We start from the raw sequence: 14,300 nt of genomic DNA, 5'->3' as shown, positions 1-14,300 counted from the left end.
CCGCGCCAAAAGTGCCGGCCGAGCGTGCGACATGGCAACTACCCAGCGCCAACTCTGAATCCCGCCACGCCTTGTGAATCCACAAAGGGCGCCGTGGCGCTCTTTATTTTTGCCCGCCGTCCGGGCGGGCAAAGGCAAAACCGGCCATCCATGGCCGGACTCTTCAAATAAAGCACGCCCGTTGATCGGGCACTGCACAGGTGTTTCCCATGATCGAAATCACGCTACCCGACGGCAGCAAGCGCCCCTTCGACCACCCCGTCACGGTGCAGGACGTGGCTGCCTCCATCGGCGCCGGCCTGGCCAAGGCCACCCTGGCCGGCAAGGTGGACGGCAAGCTGGTCGACGCCAGCTTCCCGATCGAGCATGACGCCCGCCTCGAGATCGTCACCGAGAAAAGCCCCGAGGCGCTGGACATCCTGCGCCACTCCACCGCCCACCTGCTAGCCCAGGCCGTGCAGCGCCTGTATCCCGGCGCGCAGGTCACCATCGGCCCCGTGATCGACAACGGCTTCTATTACGACTTCGCCTACGAGCGTCCCTTCACGCCGGACGACCTGGCGAAGATCGAAGAGGAAATGCACAAGATCGTGCAGGAAGCGCTGCCGGTGACGCGCAGCGTGAAGTCGCGCGACGACGCGGTGTCGTTCTTCCGCGGCATCGGCGAGGAATACAAGGCCGAGATCATCGAGAGCATTCCCGCCAATGAGGAACTCTCGCTGTACACGCAGGGCGAATTCACCGACCTGTGCCGCGGCCCGCACGTGCCCAACACCGGCAAGCTGCGCGCGTTCAAGCTGATGAAGGTGGCCGGCGCCTATTGGCGCGGCGATTCCAACAACGCGATGCTGACCCGCGTGTACGGCACCTCCTGGCTCAACGACAAGGACCTGAAGGCCTACCTGCACCAGCTGGAAGAAGCCGAGAAGCGCGACCACCGCAAGATCGGCAAGGCGCTGGACCTGTTCCACCAGCAGGAAGAAGCGCCCGGCATGGTGTTCTGGCATCCCAACGGCTGGGCCATCTGGCAGGCGGTGGAGCAGTACGTGCGCGGCGTGTACCGCTCCAGCGGCTACCAGGAAGTGCGCGGCCCGCAGATCATGGACGTGAGCCTGTGGAAGAAGTCCGGCCACTGGGACAACTACCAGGAAAACATGTTCTTCACCGAGTCGGAGAAGCGCACCTATGCGCTGAAGCCGATGAACTGCCCGGGCCACGTGCAGATCTTCAACACCAGCCTGCACAGCTACCGCGACCTGCCGGTGCGCTACGGCGAATTCGGCGGCTGCCACCGCAACGAGCCCTCCGGCGCGCTGCACGGGATCATGCGCGTGCGCGCCTTCACCCAGGACGACGGCCACATCTTCTGCACGGAAGATCAGATCGAATCCGAGGTCACGGCCTTCCACCAGCAGGCGATGAAGGTGTACGGGGACTTCGGCTTCGAGGACATCGCGCTCAAGATCGCCCTGCGCCCGGACAAGCGCATCGGCACCGACGCCGTATGGGACCGCGCCGAGGACGCCCTGCGCGCGGCCCTGCGCGCGGCCGGCGTGGAGTGGCAGGAGCTGCCGGGCGAGGGCGCCTTCTATGGCCCCAAGATCGAGTACCACATGAAGGACTCGATCGGCCGCGGCTGGCAGGTCGGCACCATGCAGGTCGATTTCATGATGCCCGAGCGCCTGGGCGCCGAGTACGTGGACGAGCACAGCCAGCGCCGGCACCCGGTGATGCTGCACCGGGCCATCGTGGGCTCGATGGAGCGCTTCATCGGCATCCTGATCGAGCACCACGCCGGCCACCTGCCGCCCTGGCTGGCCCCGGTCCAGGCCCAGGTGTTCAGCATCACCGACGCCCAGGCCGACTACGTGCGCGAAATCACGCAAGCCCTTGTCGAGAAAGGTTTCAGAGTCAAGGCGGATTTGCGCAACGAAAAGGTCGGTTATAAAATCCGCGAACATACGTTGCAAAAGGTCCCGTACCTGCTCGTGGTCGGTGACCGTGAGAAGGAATCGGGGGCTGTTTCCGTGCGTACCCGTGCCGGTGAAGACCTGGGCAGCATGCCGCTGGCCGCCTTCATCGAGCGCCTGGAGGCCGAGACGCGGCGCTGACCGCCGCCCGGCCAATCGACAATTCTTCTGGAGGATAGTGGTATCGCTACCACCGACAATAAGGGCAATCGCCGCAACCATGAGATCCGCGTCCCGCGCGTACGCGTGATCGGTGCGGATTCGGAGCAGCTGGGCATCCTCACGCGTGACGAGGCCTTGCGCTTGGCTGAAGAGGCCGGGATGGACCTGGTCGAGATCCAGCCCAACGGCGACCCGCCGGTCTGCCGCATCATGGATTACGGCAAGTTCAAGTTCGAAGCCCAGAAGAAGGCCCAGGCGGCCAAGAAGAAGCAGAAGCAGGTCGAGATCAAGGAAGTGAAGTTCCGTCCGGTCACGGACGTGGGCGACTACCAGATCAAGCTGCGCAACATGCTTCGCTTCCTGGAGGAGGGCGACAAGGTCAAGGTCACCATCCGCTTCCGCGGCCGCGAGATGTCGCACCAGGACCTGGGCCAGAACCTGGCCAAGAAGATCCAGGAAGACGTCGGCGAGAACGGCGTGGTGGAGTCCTTCCCCCGCCTGGAAGGCCGCCAGATGGTCATGATGATCGGCCCGAAGAAGAAGTAAGCCCCGGTCCGATCTCCCGCAACGGCGGCCCTGGGCCGCCGTTTGCGTTTCCCGGCCCGGCCGGGGGCCGGGAACCCGCTGCACCGCACCACTGGCAAACCGCCCCCGATCCCCGTACAATCGCCGGTTCGACCCACCGGGACGGGTCGTGAACCGATCGTGGCAGGACGGAAAGCGCAGCCCCCGGGTTGCCGCCAGATCAGTCAGAAACCGAGATACGGAGCATTCCATGCCCAAGATCAAGACCAACCGGGCGGCGGCGAAGCGTTTTCGCAAGACCGCTTCCGGCAAGTTCAAGGCCGGTCACGCCTTCAAGTCGCACATCCTGACCAAGAAGTCGACCAAGCGTAAGCGCAACCTGCGCGCCACCAATCACGTCAAAGCTTGCGACACGAAGGCCGTCGCTCGCATGTTGCCGTACGTCTAAGGCGGAGGACTGAACCATGGCTCGTGTAAAGCGTGGCGTTACCGCCCGTCGTCGTCACAAGAAGATCATCGGCCGCGCGAAGGGCTACTACAACGCCCGCCGCAAGGTCTTCCGCGTAGCTAACCAGGCCGTCATCAAGGCCGGTCAGTACGCCTATATCGGCCGCAAGCAGAAGAAGCGCCAGTTCCGCGCCCTGTGGATCGTGCGTATCAACGCTGCCGCCCGTCAGTTCGGCCTGTCCTACAGCCGCCTGATCAATGGCCTGAGCAAGGCCGGCATCACCGTCGACCGCAAGGTCCTGGCGGACATCGCCGTGCACGACATCAAGGCTTTTGGTGCCATCGCGGAAAAAGCGAAGGCCAGTCTGGCGGCATAATTTGTGCGCTCATCCTTGATCGCGAAGATCAAGGAGCGGCCATCCATGGCCGCACTCTTCCATGAAGAGCGAACATCCGCGGGGAGGAGGCCTTAACGCCTCCTCCCCGTTTTCGTTTGTCCCTGCCGAACACAGGAACCGCACCGATGGACGACCTGGACACCCGGGCCGCGCAAGCCCAGGCCGAGATCGCAGCCGCCGACACGCTCGATGCGCTCGAAGCGCTGCGCGTGGGCCTGCTGGGCAAGAGCGGCATCGTCACCGCCGCGCTGAAGACGCTGGGCGCGCTGCCGCCGGAAGAAAAGAAGGCGCGCGGCGCCGAGGTCAACCGCATCAAGGAGCGCCTCGCCGACGCCCTCGGCGCGCGCAAGCAGGTGCTGGAGCAGGCCGAGCTGGACCGCCGCCTGGCCTCCGAGAAGCTCGACATCACCCTGCCGGGCCGCGACGGCGAGCGCGGCGGCATCCATCCGATCACCCGTGCGCTGGAGCGCATCTCGGCGATCTTCGGCCGGCTGGGCTACCAGCGCGCCGACGGTCCGGAGATCGAGGACGACTGGCACAACTTCGAGGCGCTGAACTTCCCGCCGCACCATCCGGCGCGCGCCATGCACGACACCTTCTATTTCGGCGACGGGCGCCTGCTGCGCACGCATACCTCGCCGGTGCAGATCCGTTCGATGCAGGGGCGCCAGCCGCCGATCCGCGTGATCGCGCCGGGCAAGGTCTACCGCAGCGATTCGGACCAGACCCATTCGCCGATGTTCCATCAGATCGAAGGCCTGCTGGTCGACGAGACTTCCAGCTTCGCCGACCTGAAAGGCACCCTGGCCGAATTCATCCGCGCCTTCTTCGAGCGCGATTTCGAGATGCGCTTCCGCCCCAGCTACTTCCCCTTCACCGAGCCCTCGGCCGAAGTGGACATCCGCTGGGACGCGGAAGACGGCTCCAACCGCTGGCTGGAGGTGCTGGGCTGCGGCATGGTGCATCCGAACGTGCTGAAGAACTGCGGCATCGATCCGGAGCGCTACACCGGCTTCGCCTTCGGCCTGGGCGTGGAACGCTTCGCCATGCTGCGCTATGGCGTGTCCGACCTGCGCGCGTTCTTCGAGAACGATCTGCGCTTCCTCAAGCAATTCGCCTAATCGCCGCGGGAACCGATACGCATGAAATTTTCGGAAAACTGGTTGCGCCACCATGTGCCGACGAACGCGTCGCGCGACGAGCTCGCGGCGACGCTGACGGCGATCGGCCTGGAAGTCGAGGACGTCGCCGCGTTGGGTGAATCGCTGGACGGCGTGATCGTCGCGCGCATCGTCAGCGCGCAGAAACATCCCGAGGCCGACCGCCTGCAGGTGTGCGAGGTCGACACGGGCAACGGCGTCGTCCAGATCGTCTGTGGCGCGCCGAATGCGCGCGCCGGTCTGGTCGCCCCGCTGGCGATGGTCGGCGCACAGCTGCCCGGCGGCATCGCGATCAAGGCAGCGAAGCTGCGCGGGGTGGAGTCGTTCGGCATGCTGTGCTCGGCCAAGGAGCTGGGCATCGATCCGGACGCGTCGGGCCTGCTCGAGCTTCCCGCCGATGCGCCGGTGGGCACGCCGCTGGCTGCCTATCTGGGCCTGCCGGACGCCACCATCGAGATCAAGCTCACGCCCAACCGCGCCGACTGCTTCAGCGTGCGCGGCATCGCCTTCGATGTGGCGGCCGCGCTGGACGGAAGGGTGATCGAACTCGATGCCAGGCCCGTGCCGGCCCAGAGCGATGCCGCGATGAAGGTCGCGCTCGAGGCGGGTGAGCGCGTTCCGCGTTTCGCAGGGCGCGTCATCGATAACGTCGATGCGTCGGTCCCGACCCCGGTGTGGATGGCCGAGCGGCTGCGCCGCAGCGGCCTGCGTCCGATCAGCTTCCTGGTGGATGTCACGCAGTACGTCATGCTGGAACTTGGCCAGCCGATGCATGCGTTCGACAAGGCCAAGCTGGAAGGCGAGATCGTGGTGCGCCCGGCGCGCGCGGGCGAGCCGCTGGCCCTGCTGGATGGCCGCACGGTCGAGCTGGACGACGATTTCCTGGTGGTGTCCGACAGCCGCGGCGGCAGGGCCGCGCGGGCGGTGGCGCTCGGCGGCATCATGGGCGGCCAGGACACGCGCGTCACGGAGGCGACCCGCAGCGTGTTCCTCGAGGCGGCGCACTGGATTCCCTCGGCGATCATCGGCCGCAGCCGCAAGCTGGGCATGCATACGGATGCCGGGCATCGTTTCGAGCGCGGCGTCGATCCGCAGTTGCCGGGCGTCGCGGTCGAGTACGCGACCCGGTTGATTCTCGACATCGCCGGCGGCGTGGCCGGGCCGCTGGTCGACGTCACCTTGCCGGAACATCTGCGCGCGCCGGAGCCGATCCTGCTGCGCCGCGCCCGGCTGGGGCGGGTGCTCGGGCTGGCCGTGGCCGACGACGAAGTCGCCCGCATCTTCACCGCGCTCGGCATGCAGGTGGAGCCGCAGGCCGACGGCTGGCGCGTCACCGCGCCCAGCCGCCGTTTCGACATCGAGCGCGAAGAGGACCTGATCGAAGAGGTCGCGCGCATCCACGGCTACGAAAACATCCCGACCCATACGCCCGCTGGCGCGCTGACCCTGGCGGTCGAGCCGGAAGCGCGGCTGGGCGAGCTGGCCCTGCGCGAGCAGCTGGCGGCGCGCGATTACTACGAGGCGGTCAACCTCTCCTTCATCGGCAGCGACGTGCTGCAGCGCTGGGGCATGACGGAGCGGCTGGTGCCGCTGGCCAATCCGCTCTCGGCGGACCTTGCGGTGATGCGCCCCTCGCTGCTGCCGGGCCTGGTCGAAGCGCTGCGCCACAACCGCGCGCGCCAGCAGGAGCGGGTGCGCCTGTTCGAGGTGGCGCGCGTGTTCGCCGCCGGCGATCCGCCGGTGGAGACGCCCAGCCTGGCCATCGTCGCCTGCGGCTCCGCCCGCGCGGAGCAGTGGGGCGAGGCGAGCCGGCCGCTGGATTTCCACGATCTCAAGGGCGAACTCGACGCCATCGTGGCCTGGGGCGGCGAGCCGCAGCGCTGGTCGGTGCATGCCGACGGCCTGCCGGGCTGGCTGCATCCGGGCCGCGGCGCCCGCGTCGCGCGCGACGGCCAGACCGTCGGCTACCTCGGCGCGCTGCATCCGCAGCTGGCCAAGGCGCTGGACCTGGGGCCGGACGTGCACGTGCTGGAACTGGCCCTGGAACCGCTGCTCGCCCGCCGCCTGCCCAAGGCCGCCGCCGTGCCGCGTTTCCCTTCGGTGCGCCGCGATATCGCCGTGGACCTGCCCGAGGAAGTGAGCTGGGCGCAGGTCGAGCAGAGCGTCCGCGCGGCCGTCGGCGGGGCGCTGGCGGAGCTGCGCCTGTTCGACCGCTACGCCGGCAAAGGCGTCGAGACTGGCCGAAAGAGTCTCGCTATGGGCTTGATTTTGCAGGACGCTTCACGCACGCTTACTGACGACGACGCAGACCGCTTCGTGCGCGAGGCGTTTGCTGCGTTGGAGACTTCATGCAAGGCAAGATGGCGAGGATGACATGGCGCTGACCAAGGCGGAGATGGCCGAGCGCCTCTTTCTCGAGGTGGGCCTCAACAAGCGTGAGGCGAAAGAATTCGTGGACGCCTATTTCGAGGTGGTCCGCGAAGCGCTGGAAAAGGGCGAGCAGGTGAAGCTGTCGGGGTTCGGCAATTTCGACCTGCGGCAGAAGAACCAGCGCCCGGGACGCAACCCCAAGACCGGCGAGGAGATCCCGATCTCCGCCCGCCGCGTGGTGACGTTCCGGCCGGGGCAGAAACTCAAGGTGAGAGTGGAGAGCTATGCTGGACCAAGGGAATAACACCGAGCTCCCGGCCATCCCGGCCAAGCGCTACTTCACCATCGGTGAGGTCAGCGAGCTGTGCGGGGTGAAGCCGCATGTGCTGCGGTACTGGGAACAGGAATTCCCCGCGCTCAACCCGGTCAAGCGCCGCGGCAACCGCCGCTACTACCAGCGCCACGACGTGCTGATGATCCGGCAGATCCGCGCCCTGCTGTACGACGAAGGCTTCACCATCACCGGCGCCCGCGCCCGGCTGGAAGGCCCGCAGGCGCGCATGGAGTCGAGCATTTCGCATCAGATCGTGCGCCAGGTGCGCATGGAGCTGGAAGAAGTGCTGAGCCTGCTGCGCCGCTGAGCGCGCAGGCTGCAAGCTTTCGCAAGTCCTGCCCTAGCTGCTAGACTTGCCCACTTGCCGTAGCGTCGGGGCGTAGCGCAGCCTGGTAGCGCATTTGCCTGGGGGGCAAAGGGTCGTCGGTTCGAATCCGGCCGCCCCGACCAATTACGGTGATGGATGCGAAAGGCGCCCTTGGGCGCCTTTCTTTTTGGGCATGTCGGCGCCCTTGGGCGCCTTTCTTTTTAGGTATGTCGGCGCCCTTGGGCGCCTTTCTTTTTGTGCGCGCATTTGCCCCCCAGGCAAATGCGCCAGCGCCTTCCTACTCGTCGACGAAACGCGGTATCGGCCCCGGATGCGGCGTCTTCCGGTCCGAGAGATCGAACATCACGTCATCCACGTAGCACCAGCCCCAGCCCTCCGGCGGATCGTAGCCCTCGATGATGGGATGCCCCGTCGCGCGGTAATGCTTGGTGGCGTGCCGGTTGGGCGAGTCGTCGCAGCAGCCCACGTGGCCGCAGCTGCGGCAGATGCGCAGATGGACCCACGGGCTGCCGGTCTTCAGGCATTCCTCGCAACCGGCGGCACTGGGGGTGACGTCGCGGATGCCGTCGAGATGGCTGCAGCTGGCTTTCATCGCGCTCTCCTTGGGGTGGGCAGGCGCTTGCGATCGGCCGCGCCATGCGCTTTCAGAGTTCTTCAAGGCTTTTTCAGGCGTGTTTCAGGACTCGAACGCGCCGCCTGGCGAGGGTGCGGGGAATCCCCCGCCCATCGAGAGGCTACATGAAGACGCTCGCACCCATCCCCGCGCATGCACCCATCGGTTTCGGCGACAGCCAGCTCTACCGGCTGCGCCGCGCGCTGGAACGCTGGTTCTACTTCGGCATGGCCTGGCTGGTGCTGCTGGTGGTGGGCTACGGCTTCGGCCGCGGCCTGGGCGAGCGGCTGCTGCACCCGGCACAGGCGCTGCCGTGGATCCTGCACGTCCACGTGCTGGTGTTCGCGGGCTGGGTGCTGCTGTTTCTGGTGCAGACCGGGCTGGTGAGCGGGCACGCGATACGCCTGCACCGGCGGCTGGGCCTGTTCGGCGCGGGCCTGGGCACGCTGCTGCCGGTGCTGGGCGTGGCCACCGCACTGGCGATGCGCCAGTGGCATGCGCGCCAGGGAGCGGTGCACGACGCCTTCCTGGCCATCTCCTTCAACGACATGCTGACCTTCGCGCTGGCCTTCGGCCTGGCGGTGCGCTGGCGGCGGCAACCGCAGTTCCACCGCCGGCTGATGCTGATCGCCACCTGCGCGTTGACCGTGGCCGCATTCGCGCGTTTCCCGCGCGCCCTGGTGCCGGCCAATACCTGGTACGCCTGGGTGGACCTGCTGATCGGGCTGGGCCTGCTGCGCGACCTTATCGTCGAAGGCCGCATCCATCGGGCTTATGCGATCGGCCTGCCGTGCGTGATGGCGGGGCAGGGGCTGGCGCTGTACCTGGCGTTCGCAGCCCCCGCGGGCTGGCTGGCGCTGCTGCACGCCATGCTGGACTAGGCCACCTTCAGCACGATCTTGCCGACGTGCTCGCCGCTTTCCATCAGCCGGTGCGCATCCTCCGCGCGCACCAGCGGAAACACCTCGTGCACCATCGGCAGGCAGCGGCCGGCGGCCAGCACCGGCCACACATGCGCACGCAGGTCGTTGGCGATCTCCGCTTTCTCCGCGCCATTGCGCGCACGCATGGTGGAGCCGGTGACGGTGGCGCGCTTGAGCACCAGCGCCTGCAGGTCGACCTGTTCCGCGTGGATGCCGCCGAGGAAGCCGATCACCACCAGCCGCCCGTCGCGTGCCAGCGCGGCCACGTTCCGCTCGAAATACGAGCCGCCCATGATGTCCAGGATCACATCCGCGCCATGCCCGTCGGTCTTGCTCAGCACGGCCAGCGCGAAGTTCTCTTCGTGATAGTTGATCGCCTCGGCGCCCAGATGCCGCACCACCGCGCATTTGTGCTCGCTGCCGGCGGTGGCGAAGGCGGCGATGCCGAACTCGCGGCACAGCATCAGCGCGGTGGTGCCGATGCCGCTGGTGCCGCCATGGATCAGCACCCGCTCGCCCGGCACCGCGCGGCCGATGCGGAACAGGTTGGCCCACACGGTGAAGAAGGTTTCCGGAATGGCCGCGGCGTGGATCGAATCGATGCCGTCGGGAATAGGCAGGGCTTGTCCCGCCGGCAGCACGCAGTACTCGGCGTAGCCGCCGCCGTTGGTCAGCCCGCACACGCGGTCGCCGAGGGCGAAGCCCTGCACGTCGGCGCCCAGCGCCGCGATCTCGCCGGCAATCTCCAACCCCGGCGTGGGATGCGCGCCCGGCGGCATCGGATAGCGGCCCTGGCGCTGGATCACGTCGGGACGGTTCACGCCCGCCGCCTGCACCCGCACCAGCACTTCGTCGCGCGTCGGTTCGGGCAGGGGCACGGTGCGCGGTTGCAGCACGTCCGGCGGACCGGGCGTGTCGATGCCGATCTCGATCATCCGGTCCGGCAGGAAGACCTTGCTCATGGCGCGCGCATCCTTCCACGGGGTCCGCTTCGTTTACCCGGCGGGCGGTGAAAGACGCGTAAGGCGGCGCGTCTTCCGTTCAGCGGGACATGCCCGCGCGTCAGTACAGCACGCGGCTGCGCAAGGTGCCCGGAATCTCCGCCAGCCGGTCCTTGAGCGCACCGGCCTGCGCTTCGTCGGCCGACACGTCGATCACCACGTAGCCCACCTGCGGATCGGTCTGCAGGAACTGCGCGTCGATATTGATGTTGCCGGCGGAGAACAGTTCGTTGATGCGCGACAGCACGCCCGGCACATTGCGGTGGATATGCAGCAGGCGGCGGCTGTTCGGGTGCTCCGGCAAGGTCACTTCGGGGAAGTTCACCGCCGACAGGGTCGATCCGTTGTCGCTGTAGCGCACCAGCTTGCTGGCCACCTCGATGCCGATATTGTCCTGCGCCTCCAGCGTGCTGCCGCCGATATGCGGGGTGAGGATCACGTTGTCCATGCCCACCAGCGGCGACACGAACGGATCGTCGTTGCCCTTGGGTTCCACCGGGAATACGTCCACTGCGGCGCCGGCGATATGGCCGCTGCGCAGCGCGGCGGCGAGCGCGTCGATGTCCACCACGGTGCCGCGCGAGGCATTGATCAGCACCGAACCCTTGCGCATCTTGGCAAGCTCCGTGGCGCCGATCATCAGCTTGGTCGACGGCGTTTCCGGCACGTGCAGGGTCACCACGTCGGCGCGTTCCAGCAGGTCGTCCAGGCTGCCGGCGGCGCGCGCGTTGCCCAGCGACAGCTTGGTCTCGATGTCGTGGAAGATCACGCGCATGCCCAGCGATTCGGCCAGCACGCCGATCTGCGTGCCGATATGGCCGTAGCCGACGATGCCCAGCACCTTGTCGCGCGCCTCGAAGCTGCCCGCCGCGGACTTGGTCCAGCCGCCGCGGTGGCACAGCGCATTCTTCTGCGGGATCCCGCGCAACAGCATGATCGCCTCGGCGATCACCAGCTCGGCCACGCTGCGCGTATTGGAGTAGGGCGCGTTGAACACCGGTACGCCCTGCACGCGCGCGGTTTCCAGGTCCACCTGGTTGGTGCCGATGCAGAAGCAGCCCACCGCGATCAGCCGGCGCGCCTGTTCCAGCACGTCGGCGGTGAGGTGGCTGCGCGAACGGATGCCGACGATATGCGCCTCGGCGATGCGCGCTTTCAGTTCCGCTTCCGGCAGCGACTTCTCGTGGAACTCGATCTGGCTGTAGCCGGCGCGGCGGAACACGTCCACGGCGCTCTGGCTGACGCCTTCGAGCAGGAGGACCTTGATGTCTGCTTTCGGATACGAGGTTTTCATGGGCCGCCGGCGTGTATGGGGGATACGGGAATAGGGAATCGGGAATAGGGAATAGTAAAAGCAGCGCCCTACGAGCTTGTCGCGCCGCGCTTTTACTATTCCCTATTCCCTATTCCCGATTCCCGCCAAAGCCACACTATGCGGCAGCGCAGCACTGGACCGCAACGGCCGCGGCTGGCAGGCTGGGGAACTCGCTCACGGAGTCGCCATGACCGCACCCGCTCTCGCCGACCTGGCCGCCCGCCTGCCCGAATTGCGCCTGCTCACGGAGCCGGCCGATCTGGAGCACTACGGCCGCGACTGGACCCGCCGCTGGACGCCGGCCCCGCTGGCCATCGCCCTGCCGGCCACGGTGGAAGAGGCCCAGGCCGTGGTGCGCTGGGCCAACGAGCATGGCGTGGCGCTGGTGCCCTCGGGCGGGCGCACTGGCCTTTCCGGTGGCGCGGTGGCCGCGAAGGGCGAGCTGGTGCTGAGCCTGGAGCGCATGAACCGCGTGCTCGGCTTCGACCCGATCGACCGCACTCTCACCGTGCAGGCCGGCATCGCGCTGCAGGCCGTGCACGACGCCGCACGCACGCACGGGCTGATCTATCCGGTCGACTTCGCCGCGCGCGGCTCCTGCTCCATCGGCGGCAATATCGCCACCAATGCCGGCGGCATCCGGGTGATCCGCTACGGCAATACGCGCGAATGGATCGCGGGCCTGAAGGTGATCGCCGGCAACGGCGAGCTGCTCGAACTCAATCGCGGCCTGATCAAGAATTCCAGCGGCTACGACCTGCGCCATCTCACCATCGGCTCCGAGGGCACGCTGGGCATCGTGGTGGAAGCCACCCTGCGCCTGGCCGAGCCGCCGCCGCCTTCGCAGGTGATGCTGCTGGCGCTGCCGGACATGGCCGCGCTGATGCAGGTGTTCGCGTTGTTCCGCGCGCGGCTGAAGCTGCAGGCTTTCGAATTCTTCACCGACGTCGCGCTGCGCCACGTGCTGGCGCACGGAGCGCAGCGCGCGCTCGACGGCGAGCATCCGTTCTACGTGGTCACCGAATTCGACGCCGCCGACGAAGCCGCGCAGGACGCCGCCCTGGCCGCGTTCGAGCACGGCGTCAACGAGGGCTGGATCGCCGACGGCGCGATCGCGCAGAGCGAGGCCCAGGCCGCCGCGCTGTGGCGCCTGCGCGAAGGCATCACCGAAAGCCTGGCGCCGCACAAGCCCTACAAGAACGACATCTCCCTGCGCATCGGCGCGCTGCCGGCTTTCCTGGACGAGATCCAGGCCCTGCTGGGGCAGGCCTATCCGCACTTCGAGGTGGTGTGGTTCGGCCATATCGGCGACGGCAACCTGCATATCAATGTGCTCAAGCCCGAAGGCCTGGCCGATGCCGAGTTCATCGCCCAGTGCGAGCAGGTGACCAAGCTGCTGGCCGAAGCGCTCAAGCGCCATGGCGGCAGCATCTCGGCCGAACACGGCATCGGCCTGGTGAAGAAGGCGTATCTGGAGAGCACGCGCAGCGCGGCGGAAATCGCGCTGATGCGGGGCGTGAAGCAGGTGTTCGATCCGAGCGGCATCCTCAACCCCGGCAAGCTGTTTTAGGGGCTTGCGGTATCCTCGGCGCTTTGAATCGCCGGAGATGCCCGCATGACCCAGCCACGCCGCCAGCTGTACCCCGAGATCGAGCCGTTCGACAGCGGCATGCTCAAGGTGTCGGAGCTGCACACGCTGTACTACGAGCAGTGCGGCAACCCGAACGGCAAGCCGGTGGTGTTCCTGCATGGCGGCCCCGGCGGCGGCATCAATCCCAATTACCGCCGCTTCTTCGATCCCAAGGTTTACCGCATCGTGCTGTTCGACCAGCGCGGCTGCGGCCAGTCCACGCCGCATGCGGAGCTGACCGACAACACCACCTGGCATCTGGTGGCCGATATCGAGCGCATCCGCGAGCATCTGGGCATCGATCGCTGGCAGGTGTTCGGCGGCTCCTGGGGTTCGACGCTGGCGCTGGCCTATGCGCAGACGCATCCGGACAAGGTCACCGAGCTGGTGCTGCGCGGCATCTTCATGCTGCGGCGCTGGGAGCTGGAGTGGTTCTACCAGAAGGGCTGCGACGCGCTGTTCCCGGATGCCTGGGAAAGCTATCTGGAAGCGATTCCCGAGGCCGAGCGCGGCGACCTGATGAGCGCCTACCATCGCCGCCTGACCAGCACCGATCCCAAGGTGCGCGTGGAAGCGGCGCGCGCCTGGTCGGTGTGGGAAGCGGCCACCAGCCATCTGTACCAGGACCCGGCGCATATCGAATCCAGCGGCGAGGACGAATTCGCGCTGGCCTTCGCGCGCATCGAATGCCATTACTTCGTGCATGGCGGTTTCTTCGAGCACGACGACCAGCTGCTGCGCAACGTCGAGCGCATCCGCAAGATTCCCGCGGTGATCGTGCAGGGCCGCTACGACGTGGTGTGCCCGATGCGCAGCGCCTGGGACCTGCACCGTGCGTGGCCGGAAGCGGACCTGCGCGTGGTGGCGGACGCGGGGCATTCGGCGCTGGAGCCGGGGATCGCGCATGAGCTGCTGGAGGCGACCGACCGCTTCCGCCACTAATGCTCGTCATTCCGGCGCAGGCCGGAATCCAGTAACGATACCGTTTGATTGTCGCGAAACTTTAAAGGCGCTTTTTTGGGCGCTCACGCTTGCCCGAGCGCGTCGCTACTGGATTCCGGCCTGCGCCGGAATGACGGCGGTAGGTAGGGCGGAAGCCACGTGTGCGGTTGGCCATTCAGTCG

The 14,300-nt window shown here is 67.2% G+C and carries 14 protein-coding genes and 1 tRNA gene; 12 read left to right on the top strand and 3 right to left on the bottom strand.

The genetic code is table 11. From position 1 onward, the window contains the following. Window positions 1-209: 209 nt before the first annotated feature. The 9 genes from thrS (at window position 210) to FHW84_RS00600 (ending at window position 7,816) form a co-directional block, all read left to right on the top strand. Complete coding sequence (gene thrS / locus FHW84_RS00640) at window positions 210-2,111, top strand: threonine--tRNA ligase (RefSeq protein WP_167252196.1); 1,902 nt, start codon at window positions 210-212, stop codon at window positions 2,109-2,111. Window positions 2,112-2,153: 42 nt separating this feature from the next. Beyond that, entirely contained in the window at window positions 2,154-2,678 is a 525-nt protein-coding gene (gene infC / locus FHW84_RS00635; RefSeq protein WP_343203554.1) for a translation initiation factor IF-3, read from the top strand. A gap of 229 nt (window positions 2,679-2,907) precedes the next feature. Beyond that, window positions 2,908-3,105: a 50S ribosomal protein L35 gene (rpmI, locus tag FHW84_RS00630; RefSeq protein WP_167252195.1), complete on the top strand. Its 198-nt coding sequence runs from the start codon at window positions 2,908-2,910 to the stop codon at window positions 3,103-3,105. A gap of 16 nt (window positions 3,106-3,121) precedes the next feature. Beyond that, window positions 3,122-3,481 (top strand): 50S ribosomal protein L20, encoded by a 360-nt coding sequence (gene rplT / locus FHW84_RS00625; protein WP_026635108.1) that lies wholly within the window; start codon window positions 3,122-3,124, stop codon window positions 3,479-3,481. Window positions 3,482-3,627: 146 nt separating this feature from the next. Next, window positions 3,628-4,623 (top strand): phenylalanine--tRNA ligase subunit alpha, encoded by a 996-nt coding sequence (gene pheS, locus FHW84_RS00620; RefSeq protein WP_167252194.1) that lies wholly within the window; start codon window positions 3,628-3,630, stop codon window positions 4,621-4,623. Between the two features lie 21 nt (window positions 4,624-4,644). Beyond that, complete coding sequence (gene pheT / locus FHW84_RS00615) at window positions 4,645-7,035, top strand: phenylalanine--tRNA ligase subunit beta (RefSeq protein WP_167252193.1); 2,391 nt, start codon at window positions 4,645-4,647, stop codon at window positions 7,033-7,035. 1 nt (window position 7,036) lies between these two features. Beyond that, window positions 7,037-7,336, top strand: a complete 300-nt coding sequence (ihfA, locus tag FHW84_RS00610) for an integration host factor subunit alpha (RefSeq protein ID WP_026635111.1) — start codon at window positions 7,037-7,039, stop codon at window positions 7,334-7,336. After that, window positions 7,317-7,673 (top strand): MerR family transcriptional regulator, encoded by a 357-nt coding sequence (locus FHW84_RS00605; RefSeq protein WP_026635112.1) that lies wholly within the window; start codon window positions 7,317-7,319, stop codon window positions 7,671-7,673. Before ihfA ends, FHW84_RS00605 begins: the two co-directional genes overlap by 20 nt. Window positions 7,674-7,739: 66 nt before the next feature. Further along, a tRNA-Pro gene (locus FHW84_RS00600) sits at window positions 7,740-7,816 on the top strand. A gap of 155 nt (window positions 7,817-7,971) precedes the next feature. Here the strand turns inward: FHW84_RS00600 and FHW84_RS00595 are convergent. Beyond that, window positions 7,972-8,286 (bottom strand): UBP-type zinc finger domain-containing protein, encoded by a 315-nt coding sequence (locus FHW84_RS00595; RefSeq protein ID WP_167252192.1) that lies wholly within the window; start codon window positions 8,284-8,286, stop codon window positions 7,972-7,974. A gap of 146 nt (window positions 8,287-8,432) precedes the next feature. On the opposite strand from FHW84_RS00595, the gene FHW84_RS00590 reads away from it, so the two are divergent. Continuing rightward, window positions 8,433-9,188, top strand: coding sequence for a hypothetical protein (locus tag FHW84_RS00590; RefSeq protein ID WP_167252191.1), 756 nt, complete (start codon window positions 8,433-8,435; stop codon window positions 9,186-9,188). Here the strand turns inward: FHW84_RS00590 and FHW84_RS00585 are convergent. Further along, window positions 9,185-10,192: an NAD(P)H-quinone oxidoreductase gene (locus FHW84_RS00585; protein ID WP_243867796.1), complete on the bottom strand. Its 1,008-nt coding sequence runs from the start codon at window positions 10,190-10,192 to the stop codon at window positions 9,185-9,187. The two genes, FHW84_RS00590 and FHW84_RS00585, sit on opposite strands and share 4 nt — an antisense overlap. 100 nt (window positions 10,193-10,292) lie before the next feature. Then, window positions 10,293-11,525, bottom strand: coding sequence for a phosphoglycerate dehydrogenase (gene serA, locus FHW84_RS00580; protein ID WP_167252190.1), 1,233 nt, complete (start codon window positions 11,523-11,525; stop codon window positions 10,293-10,295). Window positions 11,526-11,733: 208 nt separating this feature from the next. Between serA and FHW84_RS00575 the strand changes: the two genes are divergently transcribed. Together FHW84_RS00575 and pip are read left to right on the top strand one after the other, a co-directional pair. Continuing rightward, window positions 11,734-13,116: an FAD-binding oxidoreductase gene (locus FHW84_RS00575; protein ID WP_167252189.1), complete on the top strand. Its 1,383-nt coding sequence runs from the start codon at window positions 11,734-11,736 to the stop codon at window positions 13,114-13,116. 45 nt (window positions 13,117-13,161) lie between these two features. Continuing rightward, window positions 13,162-14,118: a prolyl aminopeptidase gene (gene pip, locus FHW84_RS00570; protein ID WP_167252188.1), complete on the top strand. Its 957-nt coding sequence runs from the start codon at window positions 13,162-13,164 to the stop codon at window positions 14,116-14,118. The last annotated feature ends 182 nt before the right edge of the window (window positions 14,119-14,300 follow it).

It is taken from the genome of Dyella sp. SG562, assembly GCF_011759495.1.
GTDB lineage: Bacteria > Pseudomonadota > Gammaproteobacteria > Xanthomonadales > Rhodanobacteraceae > Dyella_D > Dyella_D marensis.
This window is presented reverse-complemented; position numbering and strand designations above follow the sequence as displayed.

Excerpts from the sequence above, each read along its gene's own strand:
- thrS (WP_167252196.1), top strand. The coding sequence starts at position 210 with ATGATCGAAATCACGCTACCCGACGGCAGCAAGCGCCCCTTCGACCAC.
- rpmI (WP_167252195.1), top strand. The coding sequence starts at position 2,908 with ATGCCCAAGATCAAGACCAACCGGGCGGCGGCGAAGCGTTTTCGCAAG.
- rplT (WP_026635108.1), top strand. The coding sequence starts at position 3,122 with ATGGCTCGTGTAAAGCGTGGCGTTACCGCCCGTCGTCGTCACAAGAAG.
- pheS (WP_167252194.1), top strand. The coding sequence starts at position 3,628 with ATGGACGACCTGGACACCCGGGCCGCGCAAGCCCAGGCCGAGATCGCA.
- pheT (WP_167252193.1), top strand. The coding sequence starts at position 4,645 with ATGAAATTTTCGGAAAACTGGTTGCGCCACCATGTGCCGACGAACGCG.
- ihfA (WP_026635111.1), top strand. The coding sequence starts at position 7,037 with ATGGCGCTGACCAAGGCGGAGATGGCCGAGCGCCTCTTTCTCGAGGTG.
- FHW84_RS00605 (WP_026635112.1), top strand. The coding sequence starts at position 7,317 with ATGCTGGACCAAGGGAATAACACCGAGCTCCCGGCCATCCCGGCCAAG.
- FHW84_RS00595 (WP_167252192.1), bottom strand. The coding sequence starts at position 8,286 with ATGAAAGCCAGCTGCAGCCATCTCGACGGCATCCGCGACGTCACCCCC.
- FHW84_RS00590 (WP_167252191.1), top strand. The coding sequence starts at position 8,433 with ATGAAGACGCTCGCACCCATCCCCGCGCATGCACCCATCGGTTTCGGC.
- FHW84_RS00585 (WP_243867796.1), bottom strand. The coding sequence starts at position 10,192 with ATGAGCAAGGTCTTCCTGCCGGACCGGATGATCGAGATCGGCATCGAC.
- serA (WP_167252190.1), bottom strand. The coding sequence starts at position 11,525 with ATGAAAACCTCGTATCCGAAAGCAGACATCAAGGTCCTCCTGCTCGAA.
- FHW84_RS00575 (WP_167252189.1), top strand. The coding sequence starts at position 11,734 with ATGACCGCACCCGCTCTCGCCGACCTGGCCGCCCGCCTGCCCGAATTG.
- pip (WP_167252188.1), top strand. The coding sequence starts at position 13,162 with ATGACCCAGCCACGCCGCCAGCTGTACCCCGAGATCGAGCCGTTCGAC.